The organism is Kurthia sp. FSL E2-0154, assembly GCF_038003625.1.
GTDB classification, from domain to species: Bacteria; Bacillota; Bacilli; order Bacillales_A; family Planococcaceae; genus Kurthia; species Kurthia gibsonii.
In genome coordinates this window covers 20,926-47,428 of the sequence record NZ_JBBOPO010000003.1, presented here as the reverse complement: position 1 = coordinate 47,428, position 26,503 = coordinate 20,926, and the positions used below count along the sequence as shown (strand labels likewise).

Below are 26,503 nucleotides of genomic sequence, written 5' to 3'. Positions count from 1 at the left end.
AAATAGAAGAAGGAACAAAGGGACATAACATTTCAAACCGTTGTTATTAAACGATTTTGTTGTTCCTATTTTGCCAAAAAACAAGGAACAAAGGAGGGACATTTGATTCAAAAAAGGAACAAAGCAGGAACATCGCAAAATATGACACGATTCGACACGAATAACCATTCACGACTTTACATATTTATGATGTGACGTTTACCAAAAATTAGGAATTTTAACGAGGCTTGTTCCTAAAAATCGCTCGAAAAAAAGGAACAAAATGAACCAAAAAGGAACAAATCGGGCGAAAAAGGAACAAAGTAGGAACACGATTCGGCGTTTTTTCCTTTGAATTTCACACACTTTTTGATAACTATATGCTATCAGATGTGACGCGTTATCGGAAAAGACCGCCCCGTTGATTAATAATTGACCGATACAGAGAATCTGTACATACATTGCATATCGTACAACATACAACACAACGTCGCGTATCGCATAGCGTATCACATGATGTATCGCATGATGTATTGCATGACGTATCGCATAGCGTATCACATGATGTATCACATGATGTATTGCATGACGTATCGCATAGCGTATCACATGATGTATTGCATGATGTATTGCATGACGTATCGCATGATGTATCGCATGATGTATTGCATGATGTATTGCATGATGTATCGCATGATGTATTGCATGATGTATCACATGATGTATTGCATGATGTATCGCATGATGTATCACATGATGTATTGCATGACGTATCGCATAGCGTATCACATGATGTATCACATGATGTATTGCATGATGTATTGCATGACGTATCGCATAGCGTATCACATGATGTATCACATGATGTATCACATGATGTATTGCATGATGTATTGCATGACGTATCGCATGATGTATTGCATGATGTATTGCATGACGTATCGCATAGCGTATCACATGATGTATCGCATAGCGTATCACATAATGTATCACATAATGTATCACATGATGTATCACATGATGTATTGCATGATGTATCACATGATGTATCACATGACGTATCGCATAATGTATCACATGATGTATTGCATGATGTATCACATGATGTATCACATGATGTATCGCATAATGTATCACATGATGTATCGCATAATGTATCACATGATGTATCACATGACGTATCGCATAATGTATCACATGATGTATTGCATGATGTATCACATGATGTATCGCATAATGTATCACATGATGTATCGCATAATGTATCACATGATGTATCGCATAGCGTACACACGCCTCGTTCCGTTCAAAATGAACCGTTTTTGTACCTTTTTGTCAGACGGAGCAGGTAAAAACCATGATATGGTACACGATCCAGCACGTAAAACGAAGTGATCACCGCATGAACAACAAAACGACAAACACGTATCGAAACGTATGTAGCAACCAGAAGGCCGATCTGTAACACAACACGATTTATACTACTTCCACATGTAACACGAAAACCACGTAAAATTGAAGCAGCCATAACCGACAAACACCGTAACGAAAAAACGAAACGGTCCCGCCCCGATCTACGCATACACCAAGTCACGAATCGGTATAAAACGGACAACTCGCACGTCTAGATACACATCAAACCAAATGCTCCTGCTCCGTCTGACGTGACGAGAAATTCACACGAATATTCGCCCCGCACATACCATACCAAAAAACGTACCAATAGCCTTTCAAACGCCCTCGCGGTACACGCACGATAACACACGTTCAAACGCACCGTTCATCGCCTCGACATCCCGTAACGAAAGGACGAACCGTTGGTTCGTTTCCCTTTCCCGTTACGCTGTCACCAGGCGATTTCATCGTAAGACATCACACCCACCCCGTCCACCGTCACGTGTATCACGTCAGCACTCACTTCGCATGGGCACTCAGTGGTGTCGGTGGTCGCCCCCTTTCGATACGGTTGACCGATAAAACCCTGTCGTTACGGGTTTTTCGCTACGTTTTGTCGATGCGGGCTATCGTTGCGATGCGGGTGGGTGTAAGAGCATAAGAAGGGCGTATGACATTGCTATTTTACGATAAAATTAGAATGGGTATTCACTAAAGAAAAACGAACAGAAAAATGAATCAGATAGGGGCAAAACACGAAGCGAAAAGACTTCAATTTACACGAAAAAACCTTCGCAAAAAAAGAAGAAAAACGCACCGATCTAAAACGAAAAATGAAACGATAATCAACACGAAAAAACGTCAACGAAACAAACCAAAACACGTATGACAAACGGTGCAAAAACCAAAAGAAAAACGCCCTAAAGGACGCAGAAAAAGCCGAAAAATAAACAAGGGGTCCCGTCATAAAAGTGCGGATTTACAACGTTAAGCGATGAAAAGAAAAGACACAGCTGCTGCTACGCCTCGTCAATCGTTTTTAAGTTTGGCACTTGAAGCGCCTCGCCTGCTACCTTACGCTTTCGACTTTCCCGTTTTAATGTACTCATACTAATACCCGTCAATGCCTCTACTTGTTTAAAGCTATTGCTCGTCAGCAACTTCATAGCGTGATCGAGCTGCTGCTTTGTATATTTTGCTGGGCGTCCTTCTTTATAGTCGGCGTTCTGCTTTGCTATCGCCTTGCCCTCGCTTAATCGCTCGACAATCATGTCACGCTCGAACTCGGCAAAGCCTGCAAGGATCGTCAGCATGAGCTTTCCAGTCGGTGTATTGTCTACTAGCCCCATATTCAAGATATGAACGCTAACGCCTTTCGTGTGCAGCTCTTTGATTATATGTATTGCGTCCTCGGCACTACGAGCAAAGCGGTCTAGCTTTGTAACGATCAGCTTGTCGCCTGCCTCTAGTGCGTTCAGTACCGCTTTGAATTGTGGGCGGTCTTTTGTCGTGCCTGTAAACTTCTCGTTATAAATTTCCTCGCAGCCTGCCGCTTCAAGCTGCTGCTTTTGAGCCTCTAGGTCTTGTCCTGCTGTTGATACCTTCGCATATCCGTAAATCATCGTAAAATCGCCCTCCATTAATGGCACTTATTTATGATACCGCTTAATGCATTGATATTACAGTACCGCTTTTTTGGTGTCAATACTTTTAAAGTTAAGACACCAAATTACTCACTAATTTGCAATATCATTGTTTTTCGTTGCGCTTGATACAATTCTTTTTTTACATGCTCAATTAGGGCATATACAACTTGCTCTTCGAGGCTGGCAAAACTGTTATCCATTAGGACACGCTCTCCATCGAACGAAAAAGCATCCAATAAGTAACTAACTCTCGGTTGCTTGTACCCTCTATTGCTACTGTCGGTTGTAAGACGCTCCCAAACCTTTTCAATTAGCTCTGGCGTGTAATAACGATGTTCCGCTGCGGCTTTTAACATAGACCGCTTTATCGACACATACCCCTCCCAAATGTTCTTCGAAGTGATTTCACGCCACATTTGCGCCCTGATCGCGTCTCTATCTATCGTCTGAATCTCACGTTCACGGGATTGGTGTAATTTAGATTGAGCAATACTTAATTGCTCTTTAAGTTTCGCTACTTCTCCGCTTAATGCAACATCAGTTGTATTATCTTCTTTTGTAATATTTGTTGTAATTGCCTTTTCAGGTAAACGCTCTTTTAAGAACGCATCTAAAGCCGATTGCGTGACCTTCCAGCCAACTTTACGGCTTGTTGGTGCGATACCCTCTATTGTTCCATTACGAAGCCATCTGCGTACACTCTCGATGTTACTTGTAATTTTGTAACCTTCCAGTACCTCAAATAACTGCTCAACTGTGTAAATACGTTCTTCCATGACAATCAGCTCCTTTACACAAATAATACAACAGAAGTTGCATTAAATCAAACAAAACAATTGTTGTATTAAATAAGGGTTTGAATTCATTTACTGTGTTGTATTTGCTGACATGTGCCATACCACCCCCCATGTGTTTCAAGCATTCTCAAGACAAGAGAACAATTAGGCAGCTTACGCAAGTTAAGTGCGTAAAAAAATCGTTACATAACCATTCTACTTCAGGGCGAGCAACCAAACATTTGGTACGTGCTCTGCGAAGCTTTTTCGGGCAGTCGCCCGAGCGAAAACGTGCTGGAGCGCACCGTGTTTCCGACAGGTCAAAAGCAAAAAAGGAATCTGTGACTAATCGAAAAATCCGATTAGCAGCCGATTCCTTTTTGCAAAATTAACAGGAATGAACTATAATTAATTGTACAATATATTGTACAATTGAGGTGCTCAAATGGAAACCGTAACGTACTCTAATTTCCGCCAAAATTTACGAGGCTACATGAAACAAATTAACGAAGATTCGGATACGTTTATTGTCACAACAAAAGACGTGGAAGATACCGTTGTCGTGATGTCGAAACGCGATTATGATACCATGCAAGAAACTTTGCGTACATTATCAAATGCCTATGTGATGGACAAAATTCGTCGAGGTGAGGAACAATTTCAAACAGGTTCCGCAAAAATCCGAGAATTAATTGAGGTAGAAGATGATTAAAGTTTGGTCAGATGATACCTGGAATGATTATATGTATTGGCATGATCAAGGCGATAAAAGTACCATCAAAAAAATCAATCGGCTCATCAAAGATATTGACCGTACCCCTTTTGAAGGGATTGGGAAGCCAGAACCTTTAAAATATGAATTGTCAGGGAAATGGTCCCGTCGTATTACAGATGAACATCGTTTGATTTATCGTATTGCGAATGACATGATACATATTTATTCCGTCAAAGACCATTATTAACGGGTCTGAAATCAAATAAAACATACTAAGATTAGTAGCACAGACCAAGGTCATGGTTTGTGCTACTATTTTTTTATAGTAGAAGTGAAGAAAAGCCGACCAGGCTCTGGGATCATTTTAGAATCCGTATTTAAAACCGGCTAACTTCACACCCTTATTTGAATCAGTTTAGTCTGTTGGGTCCAAGAGATCGTGTATAAGAAAGTGGAATCGATAAGGCAATGTGAAGACTTCTATAATTGGCGAAAAAGGAGAAATTAGATGAAACATGTCATTGCGTTAGATGTCAGTAAAGGGAAAAGTACAATCGCGATTTATAATCATAATCGTCAATGTGAATTCGAAGGTGAGCTGTACCACACACGTGTTGATTTCAATCGTTTACACGAACGAATAGATGCAATCACTGAGTTAGATGGACAAGCCCCTGAGATCGTATTTGAGGCAACAGGCATTTATTCCAAACCTGTTGAGGCGTTTTTTAAAGATAATGGCTATGCATACATTCGTATGAATCCACTTGAAGCAAATTTACAAATGGCTACAATGCGTCGACATAAAACGGATATAAGCGATGCTCATGAACTCGCAAAAACACATTTCAAAAGTGTTTACGCCAAAACTAGAGGCTGGGACATAAATAGCTCTCAGTCACACAAAAAAGGAGATTGCGCAGGCAATCTCCTTTTTTGTGTGATTTTTTTCATCAGTGATGGGAGGGTTTTACCCTCTCATCGCATACTTTCTTAGGTTGGTTGCCATTAAGGCAAGTCCGATTTCATTTCGGACCTTCGATTTTCCGCGAAGTGAAAATCGAGTGAAACCCAAATTCGCCTTCAAAAATCCAAAAACTGGTTCCACATCGATTTTTCGTTTTCGATAAATGGCGCCTGTTTTTGCTTCTGAAAGCGTCGCTTGAATCATTTTCTTTTGTTCTTCCCAATGCGTATTGATGGCCAATCTTCGATTGTTTCCTTCACGTGCTTTTGTACAAGATTGACGGAAAGGACATCCTGAACAGTCTTCACATGTATAGATTTTAAAATGACGTGTAAATCCTGTATTATCCGTACGTGTTGAATCATATTGGTACGTTACTAATTGTCCATTCGGGCAAGTATAACAATCGGTCGTTGCGTCATATGCCCAATTGCTTGTTTTAAAAGGATCTTTAAGATATTTTCGTTGCTGTTCTTTGCGATACATACCATATGTAATTAATGCTTTACGTTGGAGTGTTTCTACCACGTACTGATAGTTTGGTTCACTACCATAACCCGCATCAGCGACGATATGTTCAGGTAATTCAAAATAATGAGCTTGAATATCTTGTAAAAAGGGCACGAGTGTTTTCATATTTTTTATATAGAAAACGTAATGACGACAGCTGTTTATAAAATCAATTACTTGCATACACGAAACGACTTTCTATTATAAACCCTATAAAAGAACCGTCACGTGCATCAAACAAGTCGCCTACTCGCTACCTCGTCACATGCGCTAATCGTTTACACACCATCGCATAAAAATGTCGTACCACAAATAATGAACAAACCGAAAATCACACCGTTCCACGATGTCCCTTTGTTCCTGGTTTGAAACAGAAAAAACTTTTAATATGACGTTTTTTGCATAATATGCATATATAGGTTATATATAATAGTTTTTTTTAAATAGAAGAAGGAACAAAGGGACATAACATTTCAAACCGTTGTTATTAAACGATTTTGTTGTTCCTATTTTGCCAAAAAACAAGGAACAAAGGAGGGACATTTGATTCAAAAAAGGAACAAAGCAGGAACATCGCAAAATATGACACGATTCGACACGAATAACCATTCACGACTTTACATATTTATGATGTGACGTTTACCAAAAATTAGGAATTTTAACGAGGCTTGTTCCTAAAAATCGCTCGAAAAAAAGGAACAAAATGAACCAAAAAGGAACAAATCGGGCGAAAAAGGAACAAAGTAGGAACACGATTCGGCGTTTTTTTCTTTGAATTCCACACACTTTTTGATAACTATCTGCTATCACGTGTGACGCATTATCGGAAAAGACCGCCCCGTTGATTAATAACTGACCGATACAGAGAATCTGTACATACATTACATATCGTACAACATATAACACAACGTCGCGTATCGCATGACGTACTGCATAGCGTAACGTATCACATACCATCACACATGACGTACCGCATAGCGTGACGTATCACATACCATCACACATGACGTACCGCATAGCGTGACGTATCACATACCATCACACATGACGTACCACATAGCGTAACGTATCACATACCATTACGCATGACGTACCACATAGCGTGACGTATCACATACCATCACACATGACGTACCACATAGCGTAACGTATCACATACCATCACGCATGACGTACCACATAGCGTGACGTATCACATACCATCACACATGACGTACCACATAGCGTGACGTATCACATACCATCACACATGACGTACCACATAGCGTAACGTATCACATACCATTACGCATGACGTACCACATAGCGTGACGTATCACATACCATCACACATGACGTACCACATAGCGTAACGTATCACATACCATCACGCATGACGTACCACATAGCGTGACGTATCACATACCATCACGCATGACGTACCACATAGCGTGACGTATCACATACCATCACGCACGACGTATCGCATAGCGTACACACGCCTCGTTCCGTTCAAAATGAACCGTTTTTGTACCTTTTTGTCAGACGGAGCAGATAAAAACCATGATATGGTACACAATCCAGCACGTAAAACGAAGTCATCACCGCATGAACAACAAAACGACAAACACCGTAACGAAAAAATGAAACGGTTACGCCGCGATTTATGCATAAACCAAATTCCAAAATGAAACGTAAACGGATAGCTCGCATACCTATATACACATCAAACCAAACAACACCGATTCGTCTGCCGTGATGAAAAATTCATACGAACATTCGCCGCGAATTAGCCTAACGAAACACTGCAAAGGTAACAATTCGAAACGCCCTCACTGCACACACGATTCCACCCGTTCAAACGCACCGTTCATCGCCTCGACATGCCGTAACGAAAGGACGAACTGATGGTCCGTTTCCCTTTCCCGTTACGTTGTCACCAGGCGATTTCATCGTAAGACACCACACCCACCCCGTCCACCGTCACGTGTGTCACGTCAGCACTCACTTCGCATGGGTACTCAGTGGTGTCGGTGGTCGCCCCCTTTCGATACGGTTGACCGATAAAAACCTGTCGCTACGGGTTTTTCGCTCCGTTTTGTCGATGCGGGCTATCGTTGCGATGTGGGTGGGTGTAAGAGCATAAGAAGGGCGTATGACATTGCTATTTTATGATAGAATCAAAATGGCTATTCGTTAAAGAAAAACGAACAGAAAAATGAATCAGATAGGGGCAAAACACGAAACGAAAAGACTTCAATTTACACGAAAAAACCTTCGCAAAAAAAGAAGAAAAACGCACCGATCTAAAACGAAAAATGAAATGATAATCAACACGAAAAAACGTCAACGAAACGGAAATACACATCAACCAACGGATACATATGAAATCGTCCCAATCGTCACGTATCAATTAAATGGGGCAAGACCTGTAAAAAAATACAATCAATCGAACCCTCGTATCGAAGAAAAACCGCCCATTCGCTATGACGGGACGAAACTCACAATGCATACACGCAATTGGTTGTCATTAAACGAATCATTCGAAAAACACTAAAAGGCGTGACTAAAATGTTAGATTACGATTTAACATGATCTGTATGCGTTCTGAAGCCTTTACAAGCGTTTTTTGCAGCTATACATATTTTTCATAATAGAAAAATTTAAATGGCGTTACAATGCATTCTAATGATTTTAAATACATAGTGTATTCGATTTATTACGAATTATTCTTTTAAACTTGATTTTAATTTTTTAAAAGCTGCAAGCGAATCGTATTATATATTAATTAATATTAAATAGATTGTTTTAAAAGATAAAAGAGTTAAAATAGTAGCCGATTAAAAAAGGTTTATAAACATTGTTATATCAACGATTATGTACATTTTTTGATATTCATTTACATATTCATTTTACTGATGTTAAAAACAACATTAGGTTGTGTCTAAAAACTATTTCCACCTCGTGATACAATGTTAAAAAGAAGAAATTGAGGTGGATGAAATGCCGCCAAGTCGTTACGAATTATCAGATGAACAGCGGAAACAAATTGAAGGGTTCTTCCCACCGTACACAACCGGTCGTCTTTCGAAACGAAGCAACTGCGAAATGTTCAATGCAATGCTGTGGATTGCACGTAGTGGCGCCCCTTGGCGTGATCTGCCTGAGCGATATGGCTTTTGGAAAACAGTGTATGCCCGCTTTTGTAAATGGCGCAATGACGGGACACTTATTTTGATTTTTCAGGCGCTTTAAATCGAACCTGATTTTGAAAACGTAAGCATCGATTTAACATAGTGCGGGGGCAAAAAAAACGCCATCGATACCGAAGTTGCCCAACACATAGGTGTAAGTCGTGGCGGAAAAGCCACGAAAATCCATGCCATTGTGGATGCGTTAGGCAACCCATTGTTATTTCAACTAACAGGTGGGAATGTGCATGATAGCCAACCTTCTTGCGACATGTTCAACCAGCTTCCAATCGAAGGCAGGAACGTATTAGGTGACAAAGCGTACGGTGCACAAACGATTCGCGACAAGTTGGCTAGTAAAGGCGCTTCTTATACGATTCCACCACATACGAACGCGAAAGAACCGTGGTCTGTCGATTGGTATCTCTACAAAGAACGTCATGTAGTCGAATGCTTTTTCAATAAAATCAAACATTTCCGACGAGTGGCCACGCGTTATGACAAATTAGCCACTTCTTTTTTTGCATTCGTTTATATCGCTTCCATTTTCAAATTGACACAGTAAGATAGAGTTTTTAGACATGTCCTAATATCTATAATTACCCAAGGCTTGATTAAGTGGATATTTAATATAAATTTTCAGTAAAGGGACCTACTACAACCTTAGTTATAATTTGGATTTTCTTTGCTATTCAGAATAAAAAATATCAGAAAGGTGCTTAGTTTAAATGGGTATAACGCTATAATTTTACGAATAGCTTATGTATCTCATAGTTAAATAACATTCCCAAATCAAAGTTTGGTGACACAGAAAACCAATATTCCACAATCGGGCGCGATTGTGGAACATCAAGAGTAGAAAATGATCAAACTTTTTTATAAAAATTGCACATTGTTTCACAAAGAATTAACCCGTTTTGAACAAAATTTGTTCAAAACGGGCTCTTTTAATTTAGCTTAAATTATGGGGCTGTGGGTTGTTTTTGAGCATACATTCTTCTAAAGCTACACCAAAACAACATAATCAATCTTAAAAAATAATGCTTGTTTAAGGTTGATTATGTTATAATAAAACAAACGTAAGTTCTCATCTAATTCAATTGAATTAACAGAAGAAAACATTTCAAAAGTAGAAATTTCTACTTTTGAAATTTCTACTCGAAATAAGAGGGAGGAGGTCATATATAATGGAAGAAACTCTGTTTTCGTTGCAGCAATATAAAATGACGAAGCAAAAAGATGAGATGCTGCAGAAAATTCAACAACAGAAGCTGGTGCAATATCAATCTGATTTTAAACAGTTCCATGCGTTTTGTGATGAACACTTATTAAAGCTGGATTTTGAATCGTTAGAATTGTATCTTCATCATTTAATTACTCAGCAACAAGTCCGATTATCGACATTTAACCGACGCTTAGCCGGTGTGAAGTACTGGTTAGTGCATGAATACGGATTTCAATTCACCTCAGAGCACGAGGCAAGTGTGAAATTACTGCGTAGCTTATACGATCAAGAGGAGTATTTACGTTTAAAGCCAATGCGTGGGAAACGTGCAGAAAAGCAAAGTGATGTGCTACGGCTCATTGATCGATATGACACAGATAAAAAAAGTGATATTCGTAAGCGTGCGATTTGTCTAGTGAATTTGATTACAGCGAATCGGCCGTCTGAAATGGTCCGGTTAAAAGTGAGTGACTTCGATTTAGAAAATCGCACAGTTCAAGTAATGATGGTCAAGCAGGGTGAGATGAAAGAAAAACGCCTGACGCTAGAGTGCGTGCAGGCGATTCGAAACTATATCGTGGCATGCGAATTAATGCCAGAGGATTATTTCGTCGGAGCTGCCGATAAATGGGGCAACCACACGAGTCGACAAATTAGTGAAGTCAGCTACAACCAAGCCATTCAAAGCTGGCTTGGATTCGCACCGTACACTTTCCGTAAAACACAAATTACGGCTATGTACCAAAAGGGTGCGGATATTCCGACGATTGCCAAGCAATCTGGTCATAAGTCGCAGCAAACGATTATGGAACATTATATTAAATTGAAATCGGATGATGTCGATGAATTTTTATAAAATGTTACCTAATATTACAAAGAAATGTATAAGAAATTAGATAGAAGGAAAGCATGTCCGATTAAGCGTGGGCATGCTTTTTATTTCGTTCTTAAATATGAATAACATAAATATAAATATTTAAATAACACTATACTTTTAAAAAGTACAAAACTTTTTAAATTTTACTATTTCACATACTAACTTTTTTATATTATGATTAACTCAAGAAGTAAATAACACGTTGAAGGAGGATTTAGATATGGTAAAAGAAAATTATGTTTGGGAAGTAAGCGATTTAGCCAGAGGCTTTGGTCGTCAGGAAGATTTAATTACACTGGTAGGATCGGTTTTAGCAGTAGCTAAAGGTGACAAAGGGGTATTAACTACTATCGCCCAAAGTCAGAATGTATTAGAGGATTTTCTTGATGCAATTAATAAGTTAGAAATTGAAGATGTATATAAACAACATTTAATGGGAGATTTCAAACAGAAAATCTCAAAATCGCATACAAGTATTTTTGTGAAAATATTAATTGTTACAGAAAAGTATTTGAAAGATTTTTCAACTGAAGAATTATATGAAATGGTGATTTCTATTTTAGATGTAAATGGTAGAGATATTTTTGCGACACCTAATAGTATTTCTGAGATTGCCATCAATTATTTAATGGATGGGGTTAATCCAGAACATACTTTTCATGATGGAACAGTGGGCTATGGTGTAAGCGCAGTAAAGTATGCAGAAAAAAATGAGCAATCCCAGTTGTTTTTACAGGATCTTAATAAAAATGCTATTCTGAGTCTTCGATTAAGGTTGTTTATGAAAGATTTGTCAGCCAATTTAGCCATTGGTGATATCATTCAACATCCAGCATTTGTAGAGAACGAGCAACTAATGCAATTTGACCGAGTTTATATGACACCACCATTTGGTTTAAGGCTTGGGGGTGATTTACAAGAGGATATGACACAGGATAAATATAATCGATTTGTTTATGGTGTACCTCCACGTTCCCAAGGGGATTTAGCCTTTGTTAGTTGTGGATTAAGTGCGACTAAATCGGATGGGAAAGCAGCCTTTCTATTACCAGCTGGTGTTTTATTCAGAGGTGGACCAGAAAAAGTGATTCGTCAAAATTTAATAGATTTTGATGTGATCGAAGCAGTAGTAGCGTTACCTTCTTCTTTACATTCCTATACAAGTATCAATACGGTTTTAGTACTTTGTAACAAAAATAAAGTTGAAAGTAGAAAAGGCAAAGTATTAATGATCGATGCAGAAGATTTTGGCGTGAATAATAGAAAAGAAACGATATTAGGGGAACAGGATATTCAAAAAATTAGTGAGATTATTTTATTAGGACAAGAAATCGATGAAGTTAGTCGTTTTGTAGCAAGTGAAGAAATTAAATTAGCGCAATTAACACCTAATAAATATATTGTTAAAAAAGTTGCGCACAGTAGTGAATTTGGAAACCTAATTTTTAATATGGATGAGTTAGAGAATATTGAAATGAAGCCTTTATCACAATTTGTTGAATTTTACCGTGGCTTTAATGTCCCAACTAAAGATGAAAATGCAGATGGCGAGCTAGGTGTTTTAAAAATCTCGGACATTCAAAATGGGGAGATTCAATACAACTCCATTACACGCTATTCGATTACTAATAATGCGAAGGTTGATAATTATCGTATCCAAAAAGGGGATGTTCTATTATCAATTCGTGGAGTAAACCGTAAAGTTGCAGTTTTTAATAGAGATAAGAAAGATATTTTAATGTCTCAAAACTTTTCGGGCATGCGTTGTAACGAGTCATTAAATCCAAGATTTTTACAGCTTTACTTGGAATCACCGGTTGCACAATATTATCTTGATTCTTATACAACAGGAACAACAATAATGAATGTCTCTTTAAAGGACTTAAAAAACTTACCGATACCTGTAATGTCTTTAGAGGAACAGGAAAAAATTATTACAGTATTTGATGAAGAACAAAAAAAGCTTACAGAGGAACTTAAGAGAATTGAAGCTCGTCAAAAAGAGCTGAAATTAGAAGCGTATGCTGCAATTGGAATCGATAAAGCCTTTACTATTCAGTAAAGGCTAGGATTCCTCAAAAAATTTACTCTAATAATAGAGATTTAGGAGAATACATCATGGCAGAAAATATATCAAAAAGCTTATATCAAGCACTATGGAATTCAGCGGATATTATGCGTTCAAAAATGTTTGCGAACGACTACAAGAGTTATTTATTAGGATTAACTTTTTATAAATATTTATCAGATAAATTATTAATTCATGCAGCAGCGTTACTTGAAGAAAATACAACGGATTTAGAAGTTGCTCAAAAAGTTTATGCAGAGGCATATGAAGATGAAGATGTAAAAGGAGATTTACTTAATGAATTACAATATGACTTTTCATATACACTTGAGCCAAATTTAACTTTTACAGCACTTGTTCAAGATATTCATAAGGGAAAATTCCAATTAGATAACTTGAAACAAGCATTCCGAAATATCGAACAATCAAGTGAGATATTTGAGAATTTATTCGAAGATATCGATTTATATTCAAAGAAATTAGGGGCTACACCACAAAAGCAAAATCAAATGATTGCAGATGTGATGAAAGAATTATCAACATTAGATTTAACAGGACACGATGGGGACGTATTAGGTGACGCGTATGAATATTTAATTGGTCAATTTGCTTCTGATTCAGGACAAAAAGCGGGTGAATTTTACACGCCTCAGCCTGTTTCAACGTTAATGACGAAGATTATTTTACATGGCAAGGAAAATCAAAAAGGGTTCTCGGTATACGATCCAACAATGGGCTCTGGTTCACTGCTTTTAAATGTAAAGAAATTCTCAAATGAACCAGGAACAATTTCATACTACGGGCAAGAGCTAAATACATCAACATATAATTTAGCACGTATGAACATGATTTTACATGGCGTAGATACAGCTAACCAACATTTGAATAATGCAGATACATTAGATCAGGATTGGCCGACAGACGAACCGACTAACTTTGATGGAGTTTTAATGAATCCTCCTTATTCAGCTAAATGGAATGCAGATAAAGGTTTTTTAGATGATCCACGTTTTTCGCCATATGGTGTATTAGCACCGAAATCAAAAGCAGATTTTGCTTTTTTACTTCATGGATTATATCATTTGAAGGATAGTGGGGTAATGACAATAGTTTTACCACATGGTGTTTTATTTAGAGGTGGAAATGAAGGTAAAATTAGAAAAATATTATTATATAATGGCTTCATTGATACTGTAATTGGATTGCCAGCTAATATCTTCTTTAATACATCTATTCCAACAGCGGTTATTATATTAAAGAAAAATCGTTCAAAAAAAGATGTTTTATTTATTGATGCATCAAGAGAGTTTGAAAAAGGCAAAAATCAAAATTTACTCAAAGACGAGCATATCAATAAGATGCTAGAGACTTATATCAAACGTCCCGATGAGGGCGTTGAGAAATATGCATATTTAGCTACTTTCGATGAAATTACTCAAAATGATTACAATTTAAATATTCCACGATATGTAGATACATTTGAAGTAGAAGAAGAAGTTTCATTAATTGAATTAGCAGCAGAAATGAAGAAAATACAAAAAGAATTTCATCAGGCTGAGAGGAATTTGTTATCAATGTTAGAGGAGCTAGAAGGGAATACTGAAGATGCTTCGAAAGAATTAAAATGTTTGATGAATGTTTTTGAGTTAGGTGGAACAAATAATGAATAATGAAATACCAAAAATTCGATTTAAAGGATTTGATACGGAATGGGTTCAATTTAGAGCAGGTGATATTTTCAAATCTATTTCAGATAAAAATCATGAGAACTTACCTGTTTTATCAGCTACACAAGATAAAGGTATGGTATATCGTGATGAAGTAGGAATAAATATAACATATGATGAGAAAAGTAAAAAAAACTATAAGAGGGTAACTCCAAATCAATTTGTTATTCATTTACGTTCATTTCAAGGAGGGTTTGCGTATTCAGATAAAGAAGGAATAACATCTCCTGCCTATACAATTTTAGATTTTAAAAAGAAGGATGAAAATAGTCCTTTATTTTGGAAGGAAGTTTTACGCAGTTCATCTTTTATTAAAAGGCTAGAAACAGTTACGTATGGTATTCGTGATGGTAGAAGTATTAGCTACAGTGATTTTTCAACTTTGAATTTTTATAGTTCAACTATAAAAGAACAACAAAAAATTGGCGTTTTTTTTAAGCAGTTAGATGACACAATAGATTTGCAAAAAAAAACCATTGGACAGTACAAAAAGTATAAAAAAATGATGCTTTTAAAAATGTTTCCTCAACAATGTGAAAGCGTACCTGAAGTTCGATTTTCAGGATTTGATAAAATTTGGGAGAGAGTTGTATTTAGTGATTTATTTAAGGTTTCTTCTGGCTATGCATTTAAGAAATCGAACTATGTTGAAAAAGGAACACCTATTGTTAATGGGGAGTCGATTCAACATGGTGAAATTTTCTCTAACGCTTGGAATTACCTGCCAGAAGATTTTTTAGAGAAGTACGAGAGTTTTATCTTAAAGACCAATGACATCGTGCTTGGATTAAATCGACCTATAACGAATAATCAACTAAAAATAGCTAGAGTACCTGAAAGTTTAAATAATTCTTTACTTTATCAGAGAGCAGGTAAAATAATTTTTAAAACAGAAAACATAGATAAGGAATTTTCATACCAGTTATTAGAAAATGAGATATTTAGATTTGTTTTAAAAGAAGCTGTTGGTTCGGACCAACCGTTTATTTCTACTACTAAACTGGATAAGTGGAGCTTTTTATATCCAACGGATTTAAATGAACAACAGAAAATTGGAGATTTTTTCAAAGAACTTAATGCTACAATTGGTTTACATGAAAAAAAATTAGCTAACTATCAACAGTTGAAAAAAACATTATTACAAAAGATGTTTATTTAATTTATAAAATCTGAAACGAGGCGATAACATGGTCCTACCTTTTGTACCTGAATCAGAGTTAGAAGATAATTTAATTCAACAGTTAGTACGCGGTGAATCTCAATGGACGTATAGAGGAGATCTTCGTACCGAGGAAGATTTATGGGAGAATTTTAAAAATAAGCTTGAAATTAATAATAAAGATGTGTTAAATGATGTTCCGTTAACTGCCCAAGAGTTTCTTCAAATTAAAGATCAACTTCATTTCATCAATTTTTATGAGGCTGCTAAGTGGCTAGCTGGGGAAAATGGGATTGCGAAAGTACAGGTGCAGCGTGAAGATGCTGCACTTGGTACAATCCGGTTAAAAGTATTAAATCGTGCAGATGTTGCAGGTGGAATGTCTTCTTATGAAGTGATTAATCAATATCAAAGTAACCGACGTTCAAAAGAAGATCAAGATCGTCGCTTTGATGTAACTTTACTTATTAATGGTTTACCTATGATTCATATTGAATTAAAAAATCGAAAGCACTCTTATATGGAAGGTTTTCGTCAAATAAAAAAATATCTTAGAGAAGGAAAATTTACAGGTATTTTTTCGACAGTTCAAATGTTTGTTGTATCGAATGGTACAGATACGCGATATATTGCGACAGCCCGTGATGAAAAATTAAATGAGCAATTTTTAACTAAGTGGGTAGATCATGTTAATCAGCCTGTAGATAATTACTTAGAATTTGCTAGGGACGTGTTATCTATTCCACAAGCACATAAGATGGTCACTCAATATACGGTTCTCGATAGCGCTAAAAAAGCATTGATTTTGTTAAGACCATATCAAATTCATGCAATTGAGGCTGTAAAAGAAGCATCGAAACGTCAAGAGTCAGGTTATGTATGGCATACAACTGGATCAGGAAAAACACTGACGTCTTACAAAGTAGCTCGTAATTTGCTACAAATTCCATCGTTACAGAAAACAATTTTCATTGTAGACCGTGTAGACTTAGACCAGCAAACTACAGGTTCATTTGAGTCATATGCGGAACACGACGTAATTGATATTGATGATACAGACCATGTAAACGATTTAATTAAAAAATTACTGTCAAATAATCGAAATGTTGTAGTAACAACCATCCAAAAATTAAACTACGTTATGAAACGCTTTCAAGGGAAAGAGGATTCAAGGAAAGCTCTTGCATTAAAGCACTTAAAAGTTGCTTTTGTTGTCGATGAATGCCATAGAGCTGTTTCACCACAAAAGCAACAAGAAATTAAAGAGTTCTTTATCCATTCGTTATGGTATGGGTTTACGGGCACACCAATTTTCAAAGAAAATGCAAAAAAAGCTGTAGGAAACCTTCCACGTACCACAAAGCAGCAATATGGTCAGTGTCTCCATGAATATACTGTGAAAAATGCAATTTATGATAAAGCGGTGTTAGGTTTTCAAGTTGAATATAAAAGTACGTTTTCAGAAGAAGAGTTAGATGCTGCACTAACTAAATTAGATAGCGAGATTCAATTGGATGAACTATCATTAGCACAGAAAGAAGCACTCTTACCAAAAAGTGTTTACGAAGATGAAGACCATATGCTAGAGGTTATTCATTCGATTATCAATAAATCTCGGAATAAGTTAGGTTTCCAAAATGGAGCAGGTCAAACGTATAATGCTATTTTGACCACTTCTTCAATTACACAAGCACAACGATATTATGATCTGTTTAAACGTGTAAAAGCAGGAGAGACAAGTATTCAAATAAGTGAGAAAACAAAACGCGTGTTACCTGATTTTCCTAAAGTTGCAATTACATATTCAATTTCTGAAAATGAGGAATCTTCAATTGAAAATCAAGAAAAGATGAAGGAAATAATGCGTGATTATAACGAAGAATTTTCAACAAATTACACGCTCGAAACAATGCGTGCCTATAATCGAAATGTAAATGATCGTCTAGCGCGTAAGAGAGAAAAATTTTTATCTAGAGCAGAACAATTGGATATTGTTATTGTAGTAGATCGACTATTAACAGGATTCGACGCACCATGCCTATCAACTTTATTTATAGATCGATTACCTATGAAGCCACACGATTTAATTCAAGCATTTTCACGTACAAATCGTCTATTCGATAAATCGAAAAAATATGGTCAAATTGTAACGTTCCAAAAACATACTATTTTCGAAGAAAAGGTAAAGGCTGCTCTTATCCTTTATTCAAATGGCGGTGAAAATGAGGTTTTAGCCCCTACATGGGAAGAGGCAAATGAGGCGTTCTTAAAAGCAATTCAAGAATTGAGAGAAATAGCCCCTACACCAGAAGGAATTGATGTAGATAATTCAGATATGGCGTATCTAAAGAAATTTGCGAAAGCATATCAAGCTTTAGATAAGTCTTTTGCCAACATTCAAGTTTACACTAAATACAGTGACATGACATTAGGTGTAGATTATCCTATTCAAATGGACGAAATTGAAGAATACCACGGGAAATACGTCAATGTCCTAGAACGATTACGTCAGGGGACAGGTGGATCAGAAGAAATTGAAATTAACATTGAGTATGAGCTGGAGTCTGTAAAAACAGAGGCGATAAACTATGAATATATACTAAATTTAATTCAGGCCTTCTTACCACATACCCAATATATTGAGAAGAATGCACAGTCGAACGAAAAAGCTATGGACGAAATTAATCAATATTTAGCGAGTTTGAAAAAGAGCAATCTGAAACTCGCAGGGTTAATGGAAACACTTTGGACGAAAATTCAAGAAAACCCCGAAGCCTATCGTGATCAACACGTATCTTCATTGTTAGAGCAAATGGTTGCACAAGCTATTAACGCTTTATTAGATGAGTTTGTGAGTACATGGTATGTAAAAAAACCGGAACTTGCGTTTATCGTAAATAACTATATACCAAATCTAGAAAAGCAAAATGGCGAAGCCGAATTGAAGCGAACTAGCGACTATGAGGCGTATAAAGAGCATGCTGATAACCCAGTGAAAAAGTTAGTTTATTGGAAGACAGTTAAACAAGCATTTGAAGAAATGATGGTTGAGGAAATTTTACCTCTACAGCACAAATAGGAATAATTATTTGAAATTGTAACACCTAATAGAATATGTATTAGGTGTTACTTGCTGTTTAAATAATGAATTATAAACTGATATATTGCTCATAATTTTTAGCAATAAACAGTTTAATACTGGCTTCAATATTAGCTTCCTTTAATTGATTAGATTGTTGTAGCTCGAAGAGACGGAGATTTTTCAAAAAAGGTTGTAACTTATTTCCTTTTAGTAGCTTCAGCACTAAATGAACTTTTGCCCTTTTCTTGTTAGAAGTAGCTGGGGTCCCGTCATAAAAATGCGGATTTACAACGTTAAGCCCTTATAGTTACTTTAAACTGCTTGATATAACAAAGATAAGGAATAACTGTCCTATAAACGACGGATTTTGATACAACCTAGTAATGCTGCTAAAATTGGCTATATTTTGAGGATAATTTGTTTCAAAACATTGCTCAAAAACAAAATCTTACTAACCAACGTTATTAAAACTCCTTATCGTTGTAAATCTGCGGAAATCTGACGCTACCCCTTATAAGGCATTTGCCAACGTCACAACCGCTAAAGACCTCAATACAGCCTTTGAGATGTGGTTAGCGGATAACAAGAAGGAATTCGGCAGAAAAGAGCTACAAGCCCTTAAAACGATTGTGAGACACTCTGTAAAGGTGCCAGGAATCGCTACACTAAAATTAAAGACCGTTGTTAAAGTCGCAAAAGAAGAATTCGACTTTAGTTTTGATTTACGTACAGCCAAACGTGCGGTAGCCAAAGCGAAAAACTTAGGTATGCTTGTGACACTCGAAACACGCACAGCAAAAACAAATTTAAAGGGCCCATCTATTTATGTATGGCAACCGTACCAATGTCAAAATGTCCCTACGGAGAAAGTGGGGACAAACATCGAAAAAATTGCGAAAGAATGCGAAGAACTCAAGCGTAGCAAGCAATCAGACGAAGTCGCACAGTCACCAAACGCAAATATGGAAATGTCACCACATAAATCTGTCTTTATTAAAGCCATTAAAAATAAATTATTAAATACGTATTCATACGGGTTTAAAACCATTTCTAAATCAATCGCTATTAAGCAAGAACGAAAAATCACGCTGCTTACACAACCAGTGAAAAATCCAACGGACTTTAAGCCACTAAAATTCATTAGTCGATTAAAACAAGTCATGTACAACAGCCTAATGAACCGCAGATCCGATGTAAAAGCCGTAACAGAAATGATTTATAGCAAAGTACACAGCTTTACGAAGTTTGACGTGTGGAAAGAACATAAAGACATCATGCTTGAACACTTATTACGAGTTGTTGAGGTCTGCTTAGACGCACGCAAAAATAAAAAACTAGACCACATTAAATCCATGCGTGGCTATATTAATCATTGCTTAGACGAAGAATTAAATGCGTATGTTTTCAACGAAATTGAAAAATTAACGCCAGCACCTGATAAAAAAGTGAGCCAAGAAATTGTTGATTTGTATGAAAATGCGCTGAACGAACAACACGCGATTTACGAAAGTGAACTTGAAAAATATTATCGCTAGGGAATTAAAAACAAAAAGAGGCACGTCAACTTTTCGTTTTTTTCTTGTGGGGAAAATTATTTTTCTGTTCCGTTTTTCTAAAAATATTTTGACGCTTTTTGAAATTCGTTTTGAACACGCAATTGATCGATTAGTGAGAAAGAGCATAAGGGAAATGTGCTATCACTTACGTGATAGTCTAGGCAGAGCCTAGTATTTTCGTGATAGCGCGATTTTTTTCATTTGCCCACCGTATGCCCACCACTTTTGAGGGCTTTGCCCGCCATTTGCCCACCAAAAAAAATCGAATGCCCACCATTTGCCCACACATTTTTTTCGATTTTTGGTGAGGGCAAGCTACGGGTTTGTCATGACAAACCCACATAAAATTTTTTCGCTCGCCCTAAAAGGGCAAGCTACGGGAGTGTGGTCACACTCCCTAAAATTTCATTTTTGCTTGTTAGGAATTCCTAAAACCTTTTGTGTCGTTGCACTCGAAATGAAAAATAAAAGAGCTGCAAGGAACAGGGCGCACTTACACATCATGTTCATGATGCGTGCGAAAATCAAAAATCCCTGGCACAAAAATTTGGCGGATCGTACCGATGAGCCAAATTTTTTCAGACCGTTAAAAGCAAAATTTGCTGACGCAAAAATGAAAAAAACGAAAAAAAAAGTAACCAATTACGGCTACTTTTTTGCATGGAAAAGATTGGCTATTTCGTGTAAAGGGGTGTTATGGGAATATGCAGCTAGATGTAGAGAAAGTTAGGGTTATTGTTCAAAAAGAATATGATTATCAACCGGAATCTATTGCAATCTAAGAAGTATTAGATGCTAATCTATTTAACCACGATTTTTTTGATAACTTCAATGTCTTTTTTATAAATTTGCTAAGTGGAAATTTCTACTTTTCTACTTTTGCGAGAAATTATTCGAAATATTACATTTGTGTTACAAAAATAAATAGATAAAATCATAAAAAGGAGAAAATTTCAATCGATATTTTACACTGATGGTATCTTCTATAACAATGCCTTTTCTTATAAGCCCCCTAGTCGATTCAGAATATATGCTTTATTATTCTTTTCTTTTTTGGGGAATAGGAATAAAAAGGATAGCAATTATTGGGCCTAAATATAAAGAGTACTTAATTAGATTGTTTGTGGTATAACCCATTAAATAAGGTAATCCTACAAAAATCATAATAATACCTATTATAAAAAAGGTATATTTTACTTTTTTGTTCACAGTTCATTAGACCTCCTTTTATAAAAATTATAGATATAAATTCTTGTTTTCCTTTTATTTATTAATTTTACATGGTTTTTAATGTAAAGTATGTAAAAAGGAGTGGTTTTAATGAAAAAAATTATTAGTTTAATAATGATAGTCAACCTAGTTTTTATATCTAGCATTATATTTATTCCTAATAAAGCAAGTGCTGACAATAACCCTGTTATAGATCAATATGTTACAGCAAAATCTGTCACAAAAAATAAAGATGGAACTATTACAATTAAGTATAAAGTAAAAAAAGGTTTTTCTCCAGGGCATTCAATAACATCTGTAAATATTTCAGCAGGATATTCATGGCCTTCAAAATATAGAATTGGAAGCCACCATAACTACTATAAGGCAATTAAGAATAAAAAAGGAACCTATAGTATGACTATTCCAAAGCCTAAATTAAAAGTGATAGGCACGCAACAAGTTCAATTTAAATTGTCGGCTGGCAGATATTCAACATCAAAATTTCTAAAAAATGTATTTAATTATCCTACAGGTACTACAATAAAAAGATTTGAAATCACTAAATCTTCCGCAATATCAGAATATATTTATGTAACAGGTATAGGTTATGCAATAAAACTCTTTCCTGGTGGAAAAATAACTACAGCAGCAGCATCAGGATGGTTGATGACTTATACAGGATCAGGGTTAGGTGTTGTAAAAGGGTTTCCTCCAAAAGTAGCGGGTCAATATTATCAAGTTAAAACTTATTACAATAGCAAAGGACTAAATGTTCAAACCAAAATTTGGTCTTCAAAAAAATCATATAAGAAGAAGGAAACACCTATTTATAACAAAACTAGAGTATCGAAATGGTAATTTTAAATAGAAGAAAAATCTCAATTTCTATCAACATCATGCATAACTTCTATCAAAAAGAGCTTACTTACTACAAGTAAGCTCTTTTTTGTACTTCATCTTTATCATATTCAATATGTTTTCCACCTACTTTCTATAAATACAGTCCAAGGGAAAAACATACGCTAAGTCTTCGGCTATTTTTTTATATCAAAGGTGGATTTCCAAAGGACATTGATATGATCCATCCAAAATATGAAATATGTTTTAGTAAGTCTTCTCGCAAATTTTCTTTTTCAAAATGAACTTAAATACTAAAGATAAAATAATGTTAGATTCCAATGATGAGTTAGAAGATGAGGTTGATAATTGGATAATAGAAGTATATGGGGTCCCGTCAGAAAAAATCCCTTAACGTTGTAAATCCGCATTTTTCTGACGAGACCCCTAGCTGAAGGGTTATCTAAAATCGTGCTAACAATACCCAGTAAAATATCGATAAATTCAACACCGATTTCTTCGCCTTTCGCACGATAATCACATTCTCGAATAACGAATGCTTCACCACGATATAAGGAATGAATATTTAAAGAGTCTTTTATTGTTTCGTGTAATTTTTTTGTACGGTACTCCGTAGCGTCTTCTATTAAAATTGTTGCTTGTACATGATTATGTTCACCGTATCCACGGAGTAAACCATAACAAATACGTTCAGGCAGTTTTGCATAAATTGTGTTACTTACAATAATTTGTTTGGATTCATAAATATCCATATATACTTGTGCTTGCTTCGCCAAATTGGATTTTGAATAACGAATAAAGTTGAAATTCATAAACTCTGCAAGTGGGAGTGCAAATTCAAATAATTTTTCAATACCATTTCGAGTTTTAGCATCGCCACCATATTCAGTCCAATGGAAATGGTAATCCTTGTTTAGCGAGTGGAATGTTTCATATTGAGGGTGCATATAAATATTTTTAGGGATAGAAAAAGCGCCCATTAACTGTATAGGATCACTATTTTGTTTTCCACTTTCATCGAAACAAATTAGTAAGTCTGGGATTTCGTTTGAGATTGATTGTTGCAACAGAAAAAGCACCTCCGTTTTTTATCTAGACAAAACGTCTAAATTTTTGTTATAATGGGCATACAATATAGTATACAAACGTTTAACTCATGTCGCTTGGTACATGCGTTAGCGTATCAGATAAAGAGAACTCGTGTCGCTTGGTACACGCGTTCTCTTTTTTATTTTTGTTATTTCTCCTCGTGAAACGCCTCAACCATAAACTTAAATTGACGCTGCTGGCGATTCGTTAGCTCATTCTTTACATAGCTATCAATAAGCTTCTGTAAAATCACATACGTTTTCCCTTCATCCATAAACGAACCAAGTAAGTTGAGTTCACTATGGATGACAGTTGGTACTTTTAAGCTTTTCGTACTGTTAGATTTCCCAACGCCAAGCTTTTTACGCGGCTGAGCCGGCTCGATTTTTGTGACCTTTTTTTCAACTGGTACAGCTGCAACAGATAGTGGCGTTTCTTCCTGTTTGGCAGGAGCAGAGTAACCGAAGTCCATATCATTTTTCTTTACTGGGATAGAAGGCTGCATGATTGTCGGCTTTTTCTTTTTCTTAATTAAACCGCCTTTTTCATTACTCATACTTACCAGCCTCCTCGAACTGAGCTAATTTTTCCTCAAGTTCATCGATTACATCTAAAAATACCTGGTGTGCTTTTTTATCGTGCATGTCGTTATTTGTGATGCCTGTTACGTCCCAAGCTTTTAAGCGTTCTAAGTGCTTAATAACGTTTTCCATTACGTTGTCTTCACCGAACATCTCTTTCGCACGTTCGATTGTTGACATGTCCACGCGACCACCTGGACGAAGTAGTACTGGTAATACGCCAGCCACTTGGATGTCGGCATCGTAGTTGTCGGCCATGAATTGTAGGTATTTCACATACGTTTCAGCACCTTCAAGCGACAATTCTTGAGCTTGAAGGATAATTAATACATAATCCGCAGCCATCATTGCATTATCCGAGAAGTCACTAATTGTTGGTGGTACATCGATGAAAATGTAGTCGTACTCGTCACGAATTGGATCAAGTAGCTTCTTTAAATAAGAAACTTGATCGATTTCTTCTTTTACATTGGCATATAAAAATTTCGGGAAGTTTTTGAACGATACTTGTGCCGGAATCATATGCAGGTTATCCGTCACTTCGACGATGCACCCTTTTAACGAGCCATTTTGGAACCCTTCAAAAATACTTGTGTTAATTTCTGTAACACCTGTTGAACGTGCAATTAATGTGCTCGCATTGCCTTGGGGGTCCATATCGACTAAAAGTACCTTTTTCCCACGTGCCATCGCTAGCTCCCAGCTCGCCATTACCGATACTTTCGTCTTTCCAACGCCACCCTTAAAGTTACCAACCACGATTGTTATCGCCATTTCATCATCTCCTCATAGATGTATATTTTCGAACTTATCATTTAATAACTAAAGTATAACTTATCAATAGATACTTTGCAAAAAACTTCTTTTCAAATTTCTACTTATGTTGATTTGTTTTTTGAATACTATGTCAGATATATGTAGGGATAACTTTAGATAGTGTATAATTAAATTAAGTAGGAGATTCGGAGGAAACCAATGGAACTATTTATCTTTTTTAAATCAAAGTCTAATTCAAAGCAGAAAAATTATGAGTATTTTAAATATCAATCAATAGAACATATCGCAAAAAAACTTAAACAGGGTGTGGAAGATTATTCTAAAGAAATAAGTAGTTTTGCTAAAAAAGAATTTAATCCATTATCCTTAGAGAAAGAGAAAAATATTTTAGAAGTTTTAGATTTAGAAAAAACGATTAATGAATCGAAGTTGATGGAAATTTATAAAAGTATTATAGTAGATAACCAAGTTAAGGACTATGTCGAACAAGATTTAAGTGTTAAACGTTTGAATAAATTAGAAATGGCTAAATTTCCAGTGTTGTTTTATGCAATAAAAGATAGTGAGAAGATATACTTTAAGAAAAGTAGTGATAGTAGATTATTTATGGAAAACAAGTATGGTATTCTCTTGAAACGTGACACGGTTAAAGAATTTAATAAAAAAGAATTGATGTTACTAGAGACGAACTTTGATTTTTATATAGACAAGAAAGAAATTGTAATGAGGAATTCATTTTCTTTTGAGTCGATTGTAAATTATGATACTGTTTATGAAAAACATAAAGAAAAAATAATGGTAAATATAAGGAAAGCAGATATTATTCAAGATTTTGATCAATTTGCCCAAGCTTGTAATAAGTCAGGTTATTATCGTGCATTTAGAAAAGTAAATGAAAATACGGATTTTAAAAAGGCCTTCTCAAATAAAACATTCATAATAAAATTACAAAAAGACACCTTAGGTAAAATAAAATGGGATGAAAAAAATAAAAAAGTACAAGTTGGAGATTTACATATCAAAACAGTACTACATATTTTTAATGGTTTGATCGGTATTGATATCTATAATGAAATTGTAACCTTTAATGAGAAATTTAAATTACCAAATTAATTTCAAGAAAGGAAGATTTCA

The 26,503-nt window shown here is 35.9% G+C and carries 21 protein-coding genes and 2 pseudogenes; 16 read left to right on the top strand and 7 right to left on the bottom strand.

The genetic code is table 11. The features are described from left to right. Positions 1-440: 440 nt before the first annotated feature. Positions 441-1,331, top strand: a complete 891-nt coding sequence (locus MHB75_RS15045; RefSeq protein ID WP_340998914.1) for a hypothetical protein — start codon at positions 441-443, stop codon at positions 1,329-1,331. 1,062 nt (positions 1,332-2,393) lie between these two features. Here the strand turns inward: MHB75_RS15045 and MHB75_RS15040 are convergent. Together MHB75_RS15040 and MHB75_RS15035 are read right to left on the bottom strand one after the other, a co-directional pair. Beyond that, positions 2,394-2,996 (bottom strand): recombinase family protein, encoded by a 603-nt coding sequence (locus MHB75_RS15040; RefSeq protein WP_340998912.1) that lies wholly within the window; start codon positions 2,994-2,996, stop codon positions 2,394-2,396. Between the two features lie 107 nt (positions 2,997-3,103). Continuing rightward, positions 3,104-3,796 (bottom strand): hypothetical protein, encoded by a 693-nt coding sequence (locus MHB75_RS15035; protein WP_285216448.1) that lies wholly within the window; start codon positions 3,794-3,796, stop codon positions 3,104-3,106. Positions 3,797-4,241: 445 nt separating this feature from the next. Between MHB75_RS15035 and MHB75_RS15030 the strand changes: the two genes are divergently transcribed. From MHB75_RS15030 to MHB75_RS15020, 3 genes are all read left to right on the top strand, one after another. Further along, positions 4,242-4,508 (top strand): type II toxin-antitoxin system Phd/YefM family antitoxin, encoded by a 267-nt coding sequence (locus tag MHB75_RS15030; protein WP_340998909.1) that lies wholly within the window; start codon positions 4,242-4,244, stop codon positions 4,506-4,508. Continuing rightward, complete coding sequence (locus MHB75_RS15025; RefSeq protein ID WP_340998907.1) at positions 4,501-4,758, top strand: Txe/YoeB family addiction module toxin; 258 nt, start codon at positions 4,501-4,503, stop codon at positions 4,756-4,758. The genes MHB75_RS15030 and MHB75_RS15025 overlap by 8 nt, the downstream gene beginning before the upstream one ends. 261 nt (positions 4,759-5,019) lie before the next feature. Continuing rightward, a complete protein-coding gene (locus MHB75_RS15020) occupies positions 5,020-5,508 on the top strand; it encodes an IS110 family transposase (protein ID WP_285216450.1) in 489 nt (162 codons plus the stop codon). Here MHB75_RS15020 and MHB75_RS15015 read toward each other — a convergent pair. Beyond that, positions 5,482-6,111 (bottom strand): annotated as a pseudogene (locus MHB75_RS15015) (transposase); the annotation flags it as partial. The gene MHB75_RS15020 and the pseudogene MHB75_RS15015 sit on opposite strands and share 27 nt — an antisense overlap. A 1,373-nt stretch (positions 6,112-7,484) precedes the next feature. Here MHB75_RS15015 and MHB75_RS15010 point away from each other — a divergent pair. The 10 genes and pseudogenes from MHB75_RS15010 (at position 7,485) to MHB75_RS14965 (ending at position 21,582) form a co-directional block, all read left to right on the top strand. Further along, positions 7,485-7,658: a hypothetical protein gene (locus MHB75_RS15010; RefSeq protein WP_340998903.1), complete on the top strand. Its 174-nt coding sequence runs from the start codon at positions 7,485-7,487 to the stop codon at positions 7,656-7,658. A gap of 632 nt (positions 7,659-8,290) precedes the next feature. Next, the gene (locus MHB75_RS15005; protein ID WP_340998901.1) at positions 8,291-8,524 is read left to right on the top strand and encodes a hypothetical protein; all 234 of its coding nucleotides are present in this window, start codon (positions 8,291-8,293) and stop codon (positions 8,522-8,524) included. A 446-nt stretch (positions 8,525-8,970) separates the two neighbouring features. Beyond that, a pseudogene (locus MHB75_RS15000) lies at positions 8,971-9,723 on the top strand (IS5 family transposase). A gap of 709 nt (positions 9,724-10,432) precedes the next feature. Further along, positions 10,433-11,239 carry a tyrosine-type recombinase/integrase gene (locus MHB75_RS14995; protein WP_340998899.1) on the top strand — a complete coding sequence of 269 codons (807 nt, stop codon included), beginning with the start codon at positions 10,433-10,435 and terminating at the stop codon, positions 11,237-11,239. A gap of 241 nt (positions 11,240-11,480) precedes the next feature. Next, entirely contained in the window at positions 11,481-13,322 is a 1,842-nt protein-coding gene (locus MHB75_RS14990; RefSeq protein ID WP_340998897.1) for an N-6 DNA methylase, read from the top strand. Positions 13,323-13,378: 56 nt separating this feature from the next. Then, on the top strand, positions 13,379-14,998 hold the full coding sequence (locus MHB75_RS14985) for a type I restriction-modification system subunit M (RefSeq protein ID WP_340998895.1): 1,620 nt from the start codon (positions 13,379-13,381) through the stop codon (positions 14,996-14,998). Beyond that, the gene (locus tag MHB75_RS14980; protein ID WP_340998893.1) at positions 14,991-16,214 is read left to right on the top strand and encodes a restriction endonuclease subunit S; all 1,224 of its coding nucleotides are present in this window, start codon (positions 14,991-14,993) and stop codon (positions 16,212-16,214) included. Before MHB75_RS14985 ends, MHB75_RS14980 begins: the two co-directional genes overlap by 8 nt. 28 nt (positions 16,215-16,242) lie before the next feature. Continuing rightward, positions 16,243-19,293 (top strand): type I restriction endonuclease subunit R, encoded by a 3,051-nt coding sequence (locus tag MHB75_RS14975; RefSeq protein WP_340998890.1) that lies wholly within the window; start codon positions 16,243-16,245, stop codon positions 19,291-19,293. A 569-nt stretch (positions 19,294-19,862) separates the two neighbouring features. Next, positions 19,863-20,831, top strand: coding sequence for a hypothetical protein (locus MHB75_RS14970; protein ID WP_340998888.1), 969 nt, complete (start codon positions 19,863-19,865; stop codon positions 20,829-20,831). Between the two features lie 349 nt (positions 20,832-21,180). Next, entirely contained in the window at positions 21,181-21,582 is a 402-nt protein-coding gene (locus MHB75_RS14965; RefSeq protein ID WP_325922528.1) for a hypothetical protein, read from the top strand. Between the two features lie 308 nt (positions 21,583-21,890). On the opposite strand, the gene MHB75_RS14960 is transcribed toward MHB75_RS14965, so the two are convergent. Then, complete coding sequence (locus MHB75_RS14960) at positions 21,891-22,061, bottom strand: hypothetical protein (RefSeq protein ID WP_156422314.1); 171 nt, start codon at positions 22,059-22,061, stop codon at positions 21,891-21,893. Between the two features lie 111 nt (positions 22,062-22,172). Between MHB75_RS14960 and MHB75_RS14955 the strand changes: the two genes are divergently transcribed. Further along, entirely contained in the window at positions 22,173-22,922 is a 750-nt protein-coding gene (locus tag MHB75_RS14955) for a hypothetical protein (RefSeq protein ID WP_068450220.1), read from the top strand. 293 nt (positions 22,923-23,215) lie between these two features. Here MHB75_RS14955 and MHB75_RS14950 read toward each other — a convergent pair whose 3' ends face one another. The 3 genes from MHB75_RS14950 to MHB75_RS14940 all read right to left on the bottom strand — a co-directional run bounded on the left by MHB75_RS14950 (position 23,216) and on the right by MHB75_RS14940 (position 25,366). Next, positions 23,216-23,989 (bottom strand): hypothetical protein, encoded by a 774-nt coding sequence (locus tag MHB75_RS14950; RefSeq protein WP_340998884.1) that lies wholly within the window; start codon positions 23,987-23,989, stop codon positions 23,216-23,218. Positions 23,990-24,159: 170 nt separating this feature from the next. Next, positions 24,160-24,567: a hypothetical protein gene (locus MHB75_RS14945; protein ID WP_087681132.1), complete on the bottom strand. Its 408-nt coding sequence runs from the start codon at positions 24,565-24,567 to the stop codon at positions 24,160-24,162. Beyond that, the gene (locus MHB75_RS14940; protein ID WP_340998883.1) at positions 24,560-25,366 is read right to left on the bottom strand and encodes a ParA family protein; all 807 of its coding nucleotides are present in this window, start codon (positions 25,364-25,366) and stop codon (positions 24,560-24,562) included. Before MHB75_RS14940 ends, MHB75_RS14945 begins: the two co-directional genes overlap by 8 nt. A 201-nt stretch (positions 25,367-25,567) precedes the next feature. Between MHB75_RS14940 and MHB75_RS14935 the strand changes: the two genes are divergently transcribed. Then, a complete protein-coding gene (locus tag MHB75_RS14935) occupies positions 25,568-26,482 on the top strand; it encodes a Kiwa anti-phage protein KwaB-like domain-containing protein (protein ID WP_340998881.1) in 915 nt (304 codons plus the stop codon). Positions 26,483-26,503: the final 21 nt, after the last annotated feature.

Excerpts from the sequence above, each read along its gene's own strand:
- MHB75_RS15040 (WP_340998912.1), bottom strand. The coding sequence starts at position 2,996 with ATGATTTACGGATATGCGAAGGTATCAACAGCAGGACAAGACCTAGAG.
- MHB75_RS15035 (WP_285216448.1), bottom strand. The coding sequence starts at position 3,796 with ATGGAAGAACGTATTTACACAGTTGAGCAGTTATTTGAGGTACTGGAA.
- MHB75_RS15030 (WP_340998909.1), top strand. The coding sequence starts at position 4,242 with ATGGAAACCGTAACGTACTCTAATTTCCGCCAAAATTTACGAGGCTAC.
- MHB75_RS15025 (WP_340998907.1), top strand. The coding sequence starts at position 4,501 with ATGATTAAAGTTTGGTCAGATGATACCTGGAATGATTATATGTATTGG.
- MHB75_RS15020 (WP_285216450.1), top strand. The coding sequence starts at position 5,020 with ATGAAACATGTCATTGCGTTAGATGTCAGTAAAGGGAAAAGTACAATC.
- MHB75_RS15010 (WP_340998903.1), top strand. The coding sequence starts at position 7,485 with ATGAACCGTTTTTGTACCTTTTTGTCAGACGGAGCAGATAAAAACCAT.
- MHB75_RS15005 (WP_340998901.1), top strand. The coding sequence starts at position 8,291 with ATGATAATCAACACGAAAAAACGTCAACGAAACGGAAATACACATCAA.
- MHB75_RS14990 (WP_340998897.1), top strand. The coding sequence starts at position 11,481 with ATGGTAAAAGAAAATTATGTTTGGGAAGTAAGCGATTTAGCCAGAGGC.
- MHB75_RS14985 (WP_340998895.1), top strand. The coding sequence starts at position 13,379 with ATGGCAGAAAATATATCAAAAAGCTTATATCAAGCACTATGGAATTCA.
- MHB75_RS14980 (WP_340998893.1), top strand. The coding sequence starts at position 14,991 with ATGAATAATGAAATACCAAAAATTCGATTTAAAGGATTTGATACGGAA.
- MHB75_RS14975 (WP_340998890.1), top strand. The coding sequence starts at position 16,243 with ATGGTCCTACCTTTTGTACCTGAATCAGAGTTAGAAGATAATTTAATT.
- MHB75_RS14970 (WP_340998888.1), top strand. The coding sequence starts at position 19,863 with ATGTGGTTAGCGGATAACAAGAAGGAATTCGGCAGAAAAGAGCTACAA.
- MHB75_RS14965 (WP_325922528.1), top strand. The coding sequence starts at position 21,181 with ATGACAAACCCACATAAAATTTTTTCGCTCGCCCTAAAAGGGCAAGCT.
- MHB75_RS14955 (WP_068450220.1), top strand. The coding sequence starts at position 22,173 with ATGAAAAAAATTATTAGTTTAATAATGATAGTCAACCTAGTTTTTATA.
- MHB75_RS14945 (WP_087681132.1), bottom strand. The coding sequence starts at position 24,567 with ATGAGTAATGAAAAAGGCGGTTTAATTAAGAAAAAGAAAAAGCCGACA.
- MHB75_RS14940 (WP_340998883.1), bottom strand. The coding sequence starts at position 25,366 with ATGGCGATAACAATCGTGGTTGGTAACTTTAAGGGTGGCGTTGGAAAG.
- MHB75_RS14935 (WP_340998881.1), top strand. The coding sequence starts at position 25,568 with ATGGAACTATTTATCTTTTTTAAATCAAAGTCTAATTCAAAGCAGAAA.